At 65.2% G+C, this 12,879-nt stretch carries 15 protein-coding genes and 1 tRNA gene; 7 read left to right on the top strand and 9 right to left on the bottom strand.

All coding sequences use genetic code 11. The annotated features are described in order from the left end of the window. Positions 1–55: 55 nt before the first annotated feature. Positions 56–265: a hypothetical protein gene (locus tag VIL42_07195; protein HEY8592634.1), complete on the bottom strand. Its 210-nt coding sequence runs from the start codon at positions 263–265 to the stop codon at positions 56–58. Between the two features lie 87 nt (positions 266–352). On the opposite strand from VIL42_07195, the gene VIL42_07190 reads away from it, so the two are divergent. After that, positions 353–871 carry a hypothetical protein gene (locus VIL42_07190; GenBank protein ID HEY8592633.1) on the top strand — a complete coding sequence of 173 codons (519 nt, stop codon included), beginning with the start codon at positions 353–355 and terminating at the stop codon, positions 869–871. On the opposite strand, the gene VIL42_07185 is transcribed toward VIL42_07190, so the two are convergent. Genes VIL42_07185 through VIL42_07175 form a run of 3 tightly spaced genes read right to left on the bottom strand, consistent with a single transcriptional unit; the run spans position 868 to position 3,041 of the window. Then, entirely contained in the window at positions 868–1,098 is a 231-nt protein-coding gene (locus VIL42_07185) for a KTSC domain-containing protein (protein ID HEY8592632.1), read from the bottom strand. The two genes, VIL42_07190 and VIL42_07185, sit on opposite strands and share 4 nt — an antisense overlap. A gap of 15 nt (positions 1,099–1,113) precedes the next feature. Further along, positions 1,114–2,043, bottom strand: a complete 930-nt coding sequence (locus VIL42_07180; GenBank protein ID HEY8592631.1) for an EamA family transporter — start codon at positions 2,041–2,043, stop codon at positions 1,114–1,116. Continuing rightward, positions 2,040–3,041, bottom strand: a complete 1,002-nt coding sequence (locus tag VIL42_07175; GenBank protein HEY8592630.1) for a beta-eliminating lyase-related protein — start codon at positions 3,039–3,041, stop codon at positions 2,040–2,042. Before VIL42_07175 ends, VIL42_07180 begins: the two co-directional genes overlap by 4 nt. Positions 3,042–3,124: 83 nt before the next feature. Here VIL42_07175 and VIL42_07170 point away from each other — a divergent pair, with 83 nt between their 5' ends. Both VIL42_07170 and VIL42_07165 read left to right on the top strand, forming a co-directional pair. Beyond that, a complete protein-coding gene (locus tag VIL42_07170; GenBank protein HEY8592629.1) occupies positions 3,125–3,946 on the top strand; it encodes a phytanoyl-CoA dioxygenase family protein in 822 nt (273 codons plus the stop codon). Positions 3,947–4,116: 170 nt separating this feature from the next. Continuing rightward, positions 4,117–4,191, top strand: a tRNA-Thr gene (locus VIL42_07165). Here VIL42_07165 and VIL42_07160 read toward each other — a convergent pair. Continuing rightward, on the bottom strand, positions 4,170–4,865 hold the full coding sequence (locus VIL42_07160) for a CDP-alcohol phosphatidyltransferase family protein (protein HEY8592628.1): 696 nt from the start codon (positions 4,863–4,865) through the stop codon (positions 4,170–4,172). The genes VIL42_07165 and VIL42_07160 overlap by 22 nt on opposite strands. Before the next feature lie 156 nt (positions 4,866–5,021). On the opposite strand from VIL42_07160, the gene VIL42_07155 reads away from it, so the two are divergent. Next, complete coding sequence (locus tag VIL42_07155; GenBank protein HEY8592627.1) at positions 5,022–6,503, top strand: phospholipase D-like domain-containing protein; 1,482 nt, start codon at positions 5,022–5,024, stop codon at positions 6,501–6,503. Between the two features lie 7 nt (positions 6,504–6,510). On the opposite strand, the gene VIL42_07150 is transcribed toward VIL42_07155, so the two are convergent. Together VIL42_07150 and VIL42_07145 are read right to left on the bottom strand one after the other, a co-directional pair. Then, complete coding sequence (locus tag VIL42_07150) at positions 6,511–6,909, bottom strand: cupin domain-containing protein (protein HEY8592626.1); 399 nt, start codon at positions 6,907–6,909, stop codon at positions 6,511–6,513. After that, entirely contained in the window at positions 6,906–8,708 is a 1,803-nt protein-coding gene (locus VIL42_07145; GenBank protein ID HEY8592625.1) for an aminopeptidase P family protein, read from the bottom strand. Before VIL42_07145 ends, VIL42_07150 begins: the two co-directional genes overlap by 4 nt. A 132-nt stretch (positions 8,709–8,840) precedes the next feature. Here VIL42_07145 and VIL42_07140 point away from each other — a divergent pair, with 132 nt between their 5' ends. After that, entirely contained in the window at positions 8,841–9,869 is a 1,029-nt protein-coding gene (locus VIL42_07140) for an SDR family oxidoreductase (protein HEY8592624.1), read from the top strand. Positions 9,870–9,923: 54 nt separating this feature from the next. Here the strand turns inward: VIL42_07140 and VIL42_07135 are convergent, their stop codons facing one another. Together VIL42_07135 and VIL42_07130 are read right to left on the bottom strand one after the other, a co-directional pair. Then, positions 9,924–10,070, bottom strand: a complete 147-nt coding sequence (locus VIL42_07135) for a hypothetical protein (protein HEY8592623.1) — start codon at positions 10,068–10,070, stop codon at positions 9,924–9,926. Next, positions 10,063–10,191: a hypothetical protein gene (locus VIL42_07130; GenBank protein HEY8592622.1), complete on the bottom strand. Its 129-nt coding sequence runs from the start codon at positions 10,189–10,191 to the stop codon at positions 10,063–10,065. Before VIL42_07130 ends, VIL42_07135 begins: the two co-directional genes overlap by 8 nt. A gap of 225 nt (positions 10,192–10,416) precedes the next feature. On the opposite strand from VIL42_07130, the gene VIL42_07125 reads away from it, so the two are divergent. After that, a complete protein-coding gene (locus VIL42_07125) occupies positions 10,417–12,477 on the top strand; it encodes a S9 family peptidase (GenBank protein ID HEY8592621.1) in 2,061 nt (686 codons plus the stop codon). Next, complete coding sequence (locus VIL42_07120) at positions 12,474–12,878, top strand: thioesterase family protein (GenBank protein HEY8592620.1); 405 nt, start codon at positions 12,474–12,476, stop codon at positions 12,876–12,878. The genes VIL42_07125 and VIL42_07120 overlap by 4 nt, the downstream gene beginning before the upstream one ends. Position 12,879: the final 1 nt, after the last annotated feature.

Below are 12,879 nucleotides of genomic sequence, written 5' to 3'. Positions count from 1 at the left end.
CGGCATCGCTGCCGCGCCCGTGCGCTGGAACGGTGACTCGCGATCCCGCCCGCGCTCAGCTGCCGTTTACGTTGACGTCGATCTTGTCCGGGACATTCACGTTGGTCGTGTTGCCGCCAAAGCCGAGGTTGTCGCGGAACAGCCACAGCAGGGCCAGCACGATGATGATGAGAAGAACGACGGCAAGGACACCGCCGCCACCGCCGCCACCGTCCGTCTCGACGATGGTCGTGCGCTCAACCTCGTCGCGATCTCTGTCGGCCATGGAAACTCTCCCTCTCTGCTATGTTTTGCTGGCGAAACGAACGAACTGCCGCACGCGCGGTTCCAACGATCGAAGAAGGGTGGTTTGATGAGTATTCCGCGGGTGCCGGCGCTTTTGCTCTCCGTCGGTCTCGCTGCGTGCGGCGTACGGGAAGAGGCACCCGCCGCGGCGAACGGCAGCGAGCGCCCGGTTACTGCGACGGTGGCGCCGGCTGCCAGACAGGAAAGCTCAAGAACGATCCTTGAAGAGCCGCGCGGGCCCATCGATCCGAAGAGCGTCGAAGCGGCAGGGCAGGTCGTGCAAAGCTATGGCGCTTTGCTTGAGGCTGGGCACTTCCCGAACGCCGCCGAGGAGTGGGGCGACCGCCGAGCGGCGGAGGCGTTCGCGCGCCAGTTCGGCGGACGCACGACACATTTGCAGATTGGCAACCTCGGCGCCGCGGAAGGAGCGGCCGGCTCGGTCTACACGACCGTTCCCGTCGTTTTCTACGGCGAGGGCTTCAGCCGCCCCGCAAACATCATTCTGCGTCGCGTGAACGACGTACCGGGGTCAACCGAGGCGCAGCGCCGCTGGCACATCGAGCGGATCGACTGGACTGCTCGCTAGCGTCCCGTCGCTTCCTCGGGCGCCTCTTCGTGCGGCACTTCTCGGCACGCAAAGCGGTCGCGGATCCGAGTGTTGAAGTAGACGCCCTTAGCGAAGGCGCTGCGGAAGGTATCCGCAACCTCGCTCGGGACGTCCGAATAGACGTAACGGCGCCCGCTGTTGAACTCGACCCACAGCTCGCAATTGTCCGGGCAGTAGACGAAACGGCGGATGACGGTCGAAGGCATGCGCCTTCAACGCATTCAGGCGGCGTCCGGAGCCGGCACCTTCACTCGGTCACGGCTGAGCGCACCGAGCATTCCGCCAAGCACCAGTGCGGCGCCGGCCGCCGCGAGGGGGGTCCAGCGATAGCCTTCAAGCCAGGTCGAAAAGCTCATCGCGATGATCGGCACGAGGACGCTTGAATAAGCGGCTTTGCCGGGGCCGATTTTCCGCACCACAGGCAAGTAGAGGCTGAACGCGAGTGCCGAGGCGAAGACTGCCAAATAGCCGAGACCGAGCCAGTAGCCGGGGCGCGGGTCGAACACCGGGGGCCCAGAAGCGGCAAAGGCGATGGCGCCGTCGATCAGAGCGCCGAAGCCCATCGCATAAGTGAGCAAGGTGAAGAGTGGGAAGCGCTTCACCTCCTCACGAGCCTGGAACACGTTGGTGACGGATGCGCCAAGGATGCCGATCAGCGTCAGGCCGATGCCCAGCAGGATGTCGCCGCTTCGTGCGGGATGCGCCCGCAGCTCGTTCGCAAACAGCAGCGCCGTGCCGCCAATCGCGATCAGCGAGCTCCACACGAAACGTGCGTTCGGTCGCTGGCCGAGGAAGGCCCAGGCGAGCAGGCTGTTGGGGATGACGAGCAGCGCGAAGACCGTGGCGACCAGCCCAGACGTGATATGATGTTCCGCCAGGTACACGGCGTTGAAGTTCACGACGAACTGGAAGAAGCCCATCGCCAAAGCGATCACCATGCCGGCGGCGGGTAGGCGCAGGCTGTCGCCCTTCCACAGCGTCAGCGATGCCATGGCAAGAGTCGCCAGTACGAACCGGTAAGCGACCGACCAATGCGCCGGCACGGTGCCGAGCTGGTCGCGGATGACGATCCAGGTGGAGCCCCAGATCGCCGTGAAGATGATGAAGGGAAGGACGATTGACCTGAACGTCGACCCGTGCACTTCGCTCACAGCGAGGCGATGGCAGCGGCGAGGCGATCGAGTGCTTCGCCCTTCTGGTCCCAGCTGGTCACCAGCCGGATCTCACCCGGCGCCCAGTCGTAGAAATCGAAGCCGAGGCCGCGGAGGTGCGCCGCTTCCTCGGTGCTGGCCTTGAGGAAGATCTCGTTCGCTTCGACCGGATAAACGAGGCGGTCGGGCGCTGCGCCGGCGATTTGCTGGGCCGCGGCATTGGCGGCACGAGCGTTGTCGAGCCAGAGGCCGTCTTCGATCATCGCCAGCAGTTGCGCGGCCAGATAGCGGCCCTTCGAAAGCAGATGCCCCGCCTGCTTGCGCCGCACCGCCACCTGGTCGGCAAGCTCGGTTCTAAACAGGATCAGCGCCTCGGCATTGAGCCCGCCATTCTTGACGAAGCCGAACGACAAGGCGTCGACGCCGGCGCGCCAAGTCGTATCGGCGAGAGTCTCGCCGGTGCTCGCCAGCGCGTTGGCGAGGCGAGCGCCGTCCATGTGCAGCGCAAGGCCATGCTCCCGCGCGACTTGGCCGAGCGACGCGACTTCGGCGGCGCGGTAGGCGAGGCCATATTCGGTCGCGTTTGTGATGGAGATCGCCGCCGGCTGGACCTGGTGCACGTCCCTGCGAATGCGGCCGATCGCTTCGCGGACCGCGTCGGGTGCGATCTTCGCCCCCTCTCCGCCGAGCAGGTTCAGCTTGGCGCCACCGGTGAAAAAGCCCGGCGCGCCGGCCTCGTCATTTTCGATATGAGCCTCGCGGTGGCACAGGACCGATCGGTACGGCGGACACAGCGCCGCCAGGGCAAGGCAATTGGCTGCCGTGCCGGTGGTTACCCAGAAGGCGCGAACCTCGGTGCCGAACAGGTTGGAGAAGGCGGCATCGAGCTGCCGGCTCCACTCGTCCCCATCATAAGCGGTGTCGAGCCGGTTGGCGGCGGCGATGGCGTCCAGCACCTTCGGGTGCGCGGGAGCCGCATTGTCGGAGAAAAATCGCATGGGCCCGCTCCCCAAGCCGAATGCCACTCGCATGGCAAGCCGCCGGTGATAGGTTCACCTCCGCGACTCACGGGAGCGATTGCGTGAACAACGAATATGACGTCGCCGAGATCATGGGCGGCCTCTACGGCGACGGCATCATCGGGCTGAAGGGCGCCTTTTCCGCCGACTTTGCCGACCGCCTCTACGAAGACGTGATGACGCTCTACGAGGAAGCGCGGCAGGTGCCCGGCGGCGCGCTGCCGCGTGGCCCCGAGCGCTGGTACGTCGAGACACAGCCGGAGCGGATCCGCGGCTTCGTGGAGATCGCCAGTCACCCCTGGTTCGTCGCAGTCTGCGAATCGGTGCTGACCAAGGATTATCGCATCGTCGAGATCGGCTTCGACATTCCATTCCCGGGCGCCGCGGACCAGCCGTGGCACCGCGATTTCAAGGCGCCGGACGCAACGGTGACCGGCCGACGGCTGAACAGCCTCGCCTTCAATCTCACCACCGTCGATACCCGTCCGGAACACGGGCCGTTCGAAATCGCGCTCGGGACGCAGTGGGACGACATCACCGGCGCTAAGGACGACATGTTCCCCGACAAGTCCTTATGGCAGCGCTACATTGACCGCGCGGTCCAGAAGCTGCCGCAGCGCGGCGACATTTCAGCACGCTCCGCGCTGACCATCCACCGCGGAACCGCGAACCGGTCGAACCAGGCGCGGCCGGTGCTGGTCGTCGGCGTCGACGCGCCAGACGCGACCAACGCCAATCATCACGACCTACAGGTGACGAAGGCCTATTATGACGCTTTGCCGGCCGTGGTTCGGAACCATCTGACCTGCCGGATCGCCGACGAGCTCGAGCCCATCATCCAGCACCATGTCATCGAAGGCTTGCTGGAAGCCGATTACGGCTGATCCGGATCCTTGCGGGCTTCCTCTGCGGCGCGAACCTGGGCTTTGCGGCGCCTCAGATTCTCGCGCAGGGCGGCGGCAAGCCGTTCAGCCTTTTCGTCTTTCTCTTTCACGCCCTTTTCCTTGACAGCGCGGCGGGGCCTTGGCCATAGGCCGCGCGTCCTCCAGACAGTGCTGCCGTAGCTCAGTGGTAGAGCGCATCCTTGGTAAGGCTGAGGTCGTGAGTTCAATCCTCACCGGCAGCACCATTTCCGTCTTGAGGCCGTTGCGGGGACTGCCGAAGCCGTAAATCGCCGTGCACCGTCCGCAGCAAGCCCATCCCCACCAGCACGATAGCAGATGCGGAAGAGGCGATGAACAGCGGCTGCCGCATCTCGTCCGGGATTTGGAACAGCAAGGCGAGGGTGGATAGGGCCCACAGCAAGGACAGCGCCGGCAGCCACCATCCGAAGTCCCGCACCCTGAAGGGGTGCACGACGTGCACCGGCGCGAAGGTGAGCGCCACAAGAACGAGGACGATGATGGCGGCGGCTGCCGGTCCAACGCCCGCTGCGAAAATGTACAGCGCAACGATGTTCCACAGCGCCGGGAACCCCCGGAAATAATTGTCGGCCGTTTTCATGTCGCGTCGTGCGAAGACGTAGAGCGATGACAGCTGGATCAGCGCGGCCAGGAGCAAGGCAAAAGCGGGCGGCAGAAGCCCCGCCTGGATCATGAACAGCGACGGCACGAAGACGTAGTTCAGATAGTCGATGACGAGGTCCAGCGCGTCGCCGTCCACGCGCCCGGCCAGTTCCTTCACCCTGGCCGCCCGCGCCAGGCTTCCATCGACGCCGTCCACGACCAGGGCTGCGAAGAGCCACAGCATCGCTTCGGTCCACCGCTGATCGAAAACGGCGAAGGTCGCGAAGAGCGCCAGCACCGCGCCGGTCGCCGAAAAGGCGTGCACAGCCCAAGCCGCTGCTCTCGCCGCGGCCGTCGCCGGTTTCTTCACATCGTTCATTGCTTCGTAGCAACGAGAGCGGCACAACCCGCGTTCCAAGAGGGCGCGTCGACCGCTGGTCAGGGGTGAGTTTGAATGCCGGGCGGGATAGACAGGAAGGGAGCAGGCAAAGCCCCACCGAAGAAGGCGAACGCCGAGAGCCCGACGCAGTGGCGGACGGAGGAGGCCAGGCGCGCCAGCCTGATCGTCGATGCCGCCGATTATTTCCGCATTGCGCGTCAGGCGATGATGCGGGCGGAAAAGCAGATCCTGCTGATCGGCTGGGACTTCGATACGCGCATCTGCCTCGACTATGATGCGGACGACGGCGCCCCGACCGAACTCGGCAAGTTCCTTTCCTGGCTGCCGAAGAAGCGCCCGGACCTGCAAATCTACATCCTCAAGTGGGACGTCGGCGCGATCAGCCTGCTCGGCCGCGGGACGACCGCCTTGCGGCTGCTGCGCTGGGCTTCCAGCAAGCAAATCCATTTCAAGCTCGACGGCGCCCACGCGACCGGCGCCAGCCACCACCAGAAAATCGTCGTGATCGACGACAAGCTCGCCTTTTGCGGCGGCATCGACATGACCGCGGAACGCTGGGACACACGCGGCCATGTCGACGGCGACGACCATCGCCGCCGGCCGACGACCAACCGCCGCTACGATCCCTGGCACGACGCCAGCATGGCGGTGGATTCCGCCGTCGCTGCCGCGCTCGGCGACCTTTCGCGCGAACGGTGGAAGGCGGCGGGGGGCGATCCGATCCATCCGCCGCGTGCGAGCGGCGACCCATGGCCCGAACAGCTCCAGACCGACTTTCGGGACGTCGAGATCGCCATCGCCCGCACCCGTGCAGAATATGACGGCAAGGCTGCGATCCGCGAGATCGAGGCGCTGTTCCTGAAGATGATCCGCGAGGCGAAGCGCTTCGTCTATGCCGAGAACCAATATTTCGCGTCGCGCGTCATCGCCGAAGCCATCGCCGAGCGCCTCCAGGAGGACGACCCGCCCGAGTTCGTGATCGTCAACCCGTCAAGCGGCCGCGGCTGGCTTGACGACGAGGTGATGAGCCCAGCGCGTGCCGAGCTCCTGGACAGTATTCGCCGGCACGATCCGAACAACCGGATGCGCATCTATTATCCTGTGAGCGAGGAGCGCGAGCCGATCTACGTTCATTCCAAGATCATGATCGTCGACGACCGGCAGTTCCGGGTTGGTTCGGCGAATTTCAACAACCGGTCGATGGGCCTCGACAGCGAATGCGACCTGATGATCGATTCCGCCGGCCGCCCGGACGTCGAGGACGCGATCGCCCGCCTGCGCTGCGACCTGCTGGCCGAACATCTCGGCGTCGGCGTGGACAAGATTGCCGCGCGCTTTGCCGACACTGGTTCGCTGATCGCGACGATCGACTCCTTCGCAAGCAGCAAGGGCCGCGGCCTCGTCACGGTCGAGCCCGATCGCCCCAATCTCATCGAGAAGAAAGTCGCGAAGACCGAAGCGCTGGATCCCGAAAGCGCGGGCGGCAATTTCGAACCGATCGCGCGCCCGGGACTGTTGGCGCGCCTCCGAAGCTAGCTTCCGCTCAGCGCGGCCGGTGCTCGGTTTCCTTCCCCGCCGTAATGAACAGCGCCGTCACGGATCCGTCGCAATCGGCGGTGTGCCAGGTGCCGCGCGGAATGATCACATAATCTCCCGAGCCGAGCTCGACGCTTCCCGCCGACCCATCCGCGTTTTCCTGATGGAGCGTCATGCGGCCTTCCAGGCACAGGACCACCTCTTCGCCGTGGGGGTGCATTTCCCAGCTCGTCCAGGGCTCGTCGAAGCGGAACAAGCTGACCAGCCGCCCTTCGTCCATGTCCTCCGCGTGGCGCTCCGCATAAGCTTCGTACCAGTCCATCCCGCTGAACTGCGGTTCGGCAACGGCGCTGGCGCCGAGGCCGAGATGGATCGGGAAGTCTGCGAGCGAGCGCGCCTCTGTCATTCGACCTCGATGGGGGCGCAGGCCTGGCGCAGCCAATCGAGGTCCGCGCCAGATAGGCTCGGTCCGATCTTCTCCAGCACCTCGGCGTGGTAGCAGTTGAGCCAGCTCAGCTCTTCGGGATCGAGCATGCGCGGGTCGACCAGGCGGCGGTCGATGGGAGCGAAGGTCAAGGTCTCGAAGCCCAGCATCTCCTTCTCGGCGCCTTCGATCTTACGCTCGACGACGAGCACCAGATTCTCGATGCGGATGCCGTATTCGCCGCTCTTGTAATAACCTGGCTCGTTGGAGAGAATCATCCCCGGTTGCAGCGGCTCGTCGCCGCCCGCCTGTGCGCTGCCGGCCGGGGAAATGCGCTGCGGGCCCTCATGGACCGAGAGGAAACTGCCAACGCCGTGACCGGTGCCGTGAGCATAATCGACGCCAGCATCCCACAATGGGCGCCGGGCAAAGCTGTCGAGCTGGGTGCCGCGCGTGCCCCTCGGGAACACGGCGGTGGCGATGGCGATGTGGCCCTTGAGCACGCGGGTGAAGCGGTCGCGCATCTCGTCCGTCGGCTCACCGATCGGCACCGTGCGGGTGATGTCGGTCGTGCCATCGACATACTGCCCGCCTGAATCGATCAGGTAGAGCGTGCCGGCTTCGAGCTTGCGGTTGGTCTTCTCGCTCGACTTGTAATGGACGATGGCGCCGTTCGGCCCCGCGCCGGAGATGCTGTCGAAAGAGAGATCGCGAAGCTCCGGATTCTCACGGCGAAGCGCTTCGAGGTGATCGGACGCTTTCAGCTCGTCTACCTCGCCCTTGGGCGCTTCCTCGTCGATCCACCGAAGGAATTTGGAAATGACCGCGCCGTCGCGGGCCTGGGCCGCACGCTGGCCGGCAATTTCGACCGGATTCTTGATCGCCTTCGGAAGGATCGTCGGATCGCGCAGCGGCAGCACCTTGGCGCCGGCGCGCTCCAGCGCATCGAAGATGGCAGCGACGGCCCGCTCGGGATCGACGACGACGGTCTTGCCACCGAGCTCGCTGAGCGCCCCTTCGAAATCGGCGCGCTCGTGCAGCCGGACGCCGTTGCCGAGATGCTGGCGCACTTCGGAACCGACCTTCTCCGAGGCGACGAACAAATCGGCGGTGCCGTCGGCGTGGACGAGCGCATAAGCGAGCGGGACCGGCGTGCGGCTGACGTCCGCTCCGCGGATGTTGAAAGCCCAGGCGATCGAGTCGAGCGCGGAGAGCACGGCGGCGTCGGCCTTGTGCCTGGCCAGCCAGTCGCCGACCTCGGTCCGCTTCTCGGCGGCCGACTTGCCGGCATGCTCGTCGGATTGGACGACCAGGTGAGCCTTTGACGCTTCAGGGCGGTCGGCCCACACGCGGTCGATCGGATTGTGGCGGACGGGGACCAGTTCGGCGCCGCGGCTGGCGAGCGCGTCCTTCGCTTTCTTCACCCAGTCCCGGGTGTGGAGCCAGGGATCGTAGCCGATCCGCGCGCCTTCCGGCGCATGCTCTTCGAGCCATTGCGTGGTGCTGGTTTCCGGCACCGACTGGTAGCTCCACTCGTCGGCGCTGACCTGGCTGCGAACCTGCAGCGTGTAGCGGCCGTCGACGAAGATGGCGGCTTCCTCCGGAAGCACGACGGCGGCGCCTGCCGAGCCCTGGAAGCCGGTCAGCCAGGCAAGCCGCTGGGCATAGCTGCCGACATATTCGCTCATATGCTCATCGGTCAGCGGAACGACGAAGCCGTCGAGGCGGTCGGCTTTGAGCTGCTCGCGAAGGGCTTTGAGGCGATCGGCATAGGTGGACATGGCTTGGCTCCCTTGCCCCTCAGCTAGTCTACCGCGGCAGTTTCTTGAAGGGCCCACCGCTCACGGCACCAGCCCGAAAGTCGGTAGGAACCCCTGCCCGCCTCAGCCGCTTGGGTTTGGGAGAGGTGCACGATGGTTCGGCTCAAGCCTTTAGAAGAACAAGTGATTGTCATCACCGGTGCAAGCAGCGGCATCGGCCTTACGACTGCGCTGGAGGCCGCCCGGCGCGGCGCCGCGCTGGTGCTTGCATCGCGCAACCGCGAAGCATTGGAGAAAGCACAAGCGGAGATCGAGGCCGCCGGGGGCCGAGCCGCGGTATGCGTCGCGGACGTATCAATCCCGGCGGACGTCGAGCGGATCGCGCAAACGGCGATCGAGCGGTTCGGCGGCTTCGACAGCTGGGTCAACGACGCGGCCGCCGCCACCTACGGCAGCATGGAAGAAGTGCCGATGGAGGACCACCGCCGGATCTTCGACGTCAATTATCACGGGCTTCTGATGGGATCGCTGACGGCGGCTCGGCACCTGCGCGCCCGCGGCGCCGGCGCGATCGTCAACATGGGATCGGTGCTCAGCGACCGGGCGATGATCTACCAGGGGCCCTATTCGGCCACCAAGGCAGCGGTGCAGGCGGCGACCGACGCCCTGCGCATGGAACTGGAGCGCGATGGCGCGCCGGTATCCGTCACGCTGATCAAGCCAGGCTCGATCAACACGCCCTACCCTGAGCATGCACGCAATTACATGGACGAGCCGCCGCGCCTGCCGCCGATGCTCTACGATCCAAAGCTGGTTGCCGATGCGATCCTGTTCGCCTGCGAACACCAGCGCCGCCACATCTATGTCGGCGGAAGCGGCTGGCTGATCTCGCTCGCCGGCCGGGTGGCGCCGCGCCTGACGGATTTTGCGATGGAGCAGTTCGGCGTCGAGATCCAGCAGAAGCCCGGCGACCCCGGCGATCCGGTCATGCGCGACAATCTCGATGCGCCCAGGAAGGATGGCGACACGCGCGGCGACCAGGATGTGTTCGTCCGCAAGACCAGCCTGCTGCTCCAGGCACAGACAAACCCGCTGATGCTGCCGATCGCGGCAGCGGCGGCCGGCCTGGTGATGCTCAGCGCTCTGCGCGACCGGATGGAGACCCGGCAGGACGAACGATAACCCTCCTCTTGCCGATCATCTCCTGATCGGCGCCAGGCGCCTTGGCTGCGCCGATCAGAAGAACAGGCTGTACGTCCCCGCGAGAGTCGCGAAGGTGCCGAGACTGGTCAGCGCCATGACACCGAAAACCTGCGCCGGGATCTTGGTCGCCGCGGACTTATGGGCCTGGCGCGTCGCCGACGCCGGCTGCAGCTTATGCACGGACTTCAACGCTGGTGCTGGCGGCCTGGGCCGGGCCGACGGCGGCGCCGACGGCGACGCTGCTCATGGCAAGAGCGGCGGCGATGGCGACGAGCGAGCGCTTGAGCGAAGACTGGATCATTTCAATTCCCCTTTTCATTTCCCGCTTCATGCGGGTCGTAGCCTGCACTATTCAAACAATGTGCCAATGGCGCAGAACTGCGGTTTTTTCATTTGGTCCGGTGCAGATTGGGAAAGCGCGCCACGGCCGTTGCGGGAAAAATTCCCAACATTGGGCCGGCGCGGCGCGGGCTCGGTTTGCGGATTAGGGGTGGACGCGTCGCGGCGCTCTTGCTTTCGCTCGGGCATGGACAAGCCCGCACAAATGCCAAGCCCGCCGACCGCCGCGCAGCGCCCGTACAGCTACGAACGCCACGGCGTGACCATCGAGGACCCGTGGCATTGGTTGCGCGACCCCAACTATCCGGACGTCGGCGACGAGGACGTGCTCGCCTATCTGACGGCCGAGAACGCTTATTTCGATCAGTGGAAGGGACAGCACCAGCCGCTGCTCGACACCTTGTTCGAAGAGATGAAGGGCCGGATCAAGGAAGACGACAGTTCGGTTCCGCTGAAGGACGGCGACTTCCTCTACTGGTGGGCATTCAAGCCCGGCGCGCAATATCGCAGCTGGTACCGCAAGAAGCTCGACGGGTCGGACGAGCAGGTCATCTTCGACGAGCCGGCCGAAGCGGAAGGGCGTGAGTATTTCCGGCTCGGCGCGCTGGAAGTGAGCCCGGACGGCAAGCTGCTGGCGACGTTAGCCGATTACGATGGGTCGGAGCGGTTCGAGCTCCGCATTCGCGACCTTGCGACGGGCGAGGACATCGACACGGTGACCAAGGTCGGCATCGGCCAGCCTTTATGGTCGAGCGACAGCGGCGGCGTCGTGTTCACCGAGGTCAACGACAATTGGCGAAGCTACCGCGCCTGTTACCACCGGCTCGGCCGCCCCGCCGATGAAGCCGTTACCATCTATGAGGAAACCGAAGAGCTCGGCTTTACGGTCGGCCTCGGAAAATCGCAGGACAAGAGCCTGATCTTCGTTGCCACGGGCGACAATGCGACGAGCGAAGTGCGCTTCGTTTCAGCCGACGACCCGTCGCAGCCGCTGACCCTGATCTCGCCGCGCAAGGCGAACCGCGAATATCATGTCGACGTGGCGCACGGGAAATTGTGGATCCACACCAACGATGACCATGTGAACTTCCGGCTCGCGAAAGCGGACATTGCGAGCCCGGGCGAGTGGCGGACCGTCATCGAGGGTTCCGACGGTGTCTATCTGACGGGGGTAACCTCCTACCGCGATCACCTGGCGATCAGCAGCCGGGTCGATGGCCTCGACCAGCTGGTGCTGCGGACCTACGCCGGCGAGGAGACGCGGATCCCGTTCGCAGAAGCGAGCTACAGCGCCTTCTTCCACGGCAATCCCGAGTTCGCGCCCGCCAGCTATCGCCTCGGCTATTCGTCGATGGTCACGCCGATGACGACCTACGACTACAAGCCCGAGACCGGCGCACTCGAGGTGCTGAAGGTGCAGGAGATCCCATCCGGCTACGACGCGTCGCAATATGCGACCGAGCGGTTGATGGTCGACGCGCGCGACGGTGCGAAGGTGCCGGTGTCGGTCGTCTACAAGCGCGGGTTCGAGAAGGACGGCGAAGGCAAGCTGTTCCTCTATGCCTATGGCGCCTACGGCCACGCCATCCCGCCGGTGTTCAACTCGAACCGCATCAGCCTGCTCGACCGCGGCTGGGCCTGCGCGATCGCCCACATCCGCGGCGGCGACGACCTCGGCCACCAATGGTTTCTCGACGGCAAGCTGAACAAGCGGACCAACACGTTCAACGACTTCGTCGATGTCGCGAAAGGGCTGGCCGAAGCGAAGTTCACAAGGCCGGGCCGCATCGCCATCAACGGCGGATCGGCAGGCGGCGAGCTGATGGGCGCGGTCGTCAACAGCGATCCCGACCTGTGGGGCGCCGTGGTCGCCGACGTGCCGTTCGTCGACGTGCTCAACACCATGCTCGACGACACGCTTCCGCTGACCCCGGGCGAGTGGCCGGAATGGGGCAATCCGATCACCGACGAAGCGGCGTTCAATACCATCCGCAGTTACTCGCCCTACGACCAGGTGAAGGCGCAGGATTATCCGCCGCTGCTGATCACCGGCGGCCTCACCGACCCGCGCGTCACCTATTGGGAACCGGCGAAGTGGGCGGCGAAGCTCCGCGCCTATAAGACCGACCAGAACCTGCTGCTGCTCAAAATCAACATGGGCGCGGGGCATGGCGGCAAGTCGGGGCGCTGGGAGAAGCTGCACGAGATCGCCGAGACTTACGGTTTCATCCTGACGCAGGTGCAATGAGCCGCCCCATCTTCGAGCGTGAGTTCACCGCGCGGGCGGAGCACATCGACGAACTTGGGCACGTGAACAATGCGGTCTGGGTGCAGTGGATTCAGGAAGTTGCGGTCGAGCATTGGCGCAGCCTTGCCGATCCGGCGCATGACGCCGCTTACTTCTGGGTCGTGGTCCGGCACGAGATCGATTACCTTCGCGCCGCGATTGAGGGCGACCAGGTGACGGGGCGCACCTGGGTCGGCGATGCGCCGCAGGGTGCGCGGTTCGATCGCTTCGTCGAGTTCGTGAACGCCGATGGGAAAGTCTGCGTTCGCGCCCGCACTCATTGGGCCATTATCGACAAAGCGAGCGGGCGGCCGATCCGGGTTCCGCCGGAAGTGATAGCGCCCTTCCTTGCATCCGCGTAAG

Origin of the sequence: Sphingomicrobium sp. (genome assembly GCA_036563485.1) — a bacterium.
In the GTDB taxonomy this organism is placed as follows: domain Bacteria; phylum Pseudomonadota; class Alphaproteobacteria; order Sphingomonadales; family Sphingomonadaceae; genus Sphingomicrobium.
Note: the sequence above shows the minus strand (reverse complement) of the source record. Positions and strands in the feature narration are given on the sequence as shown.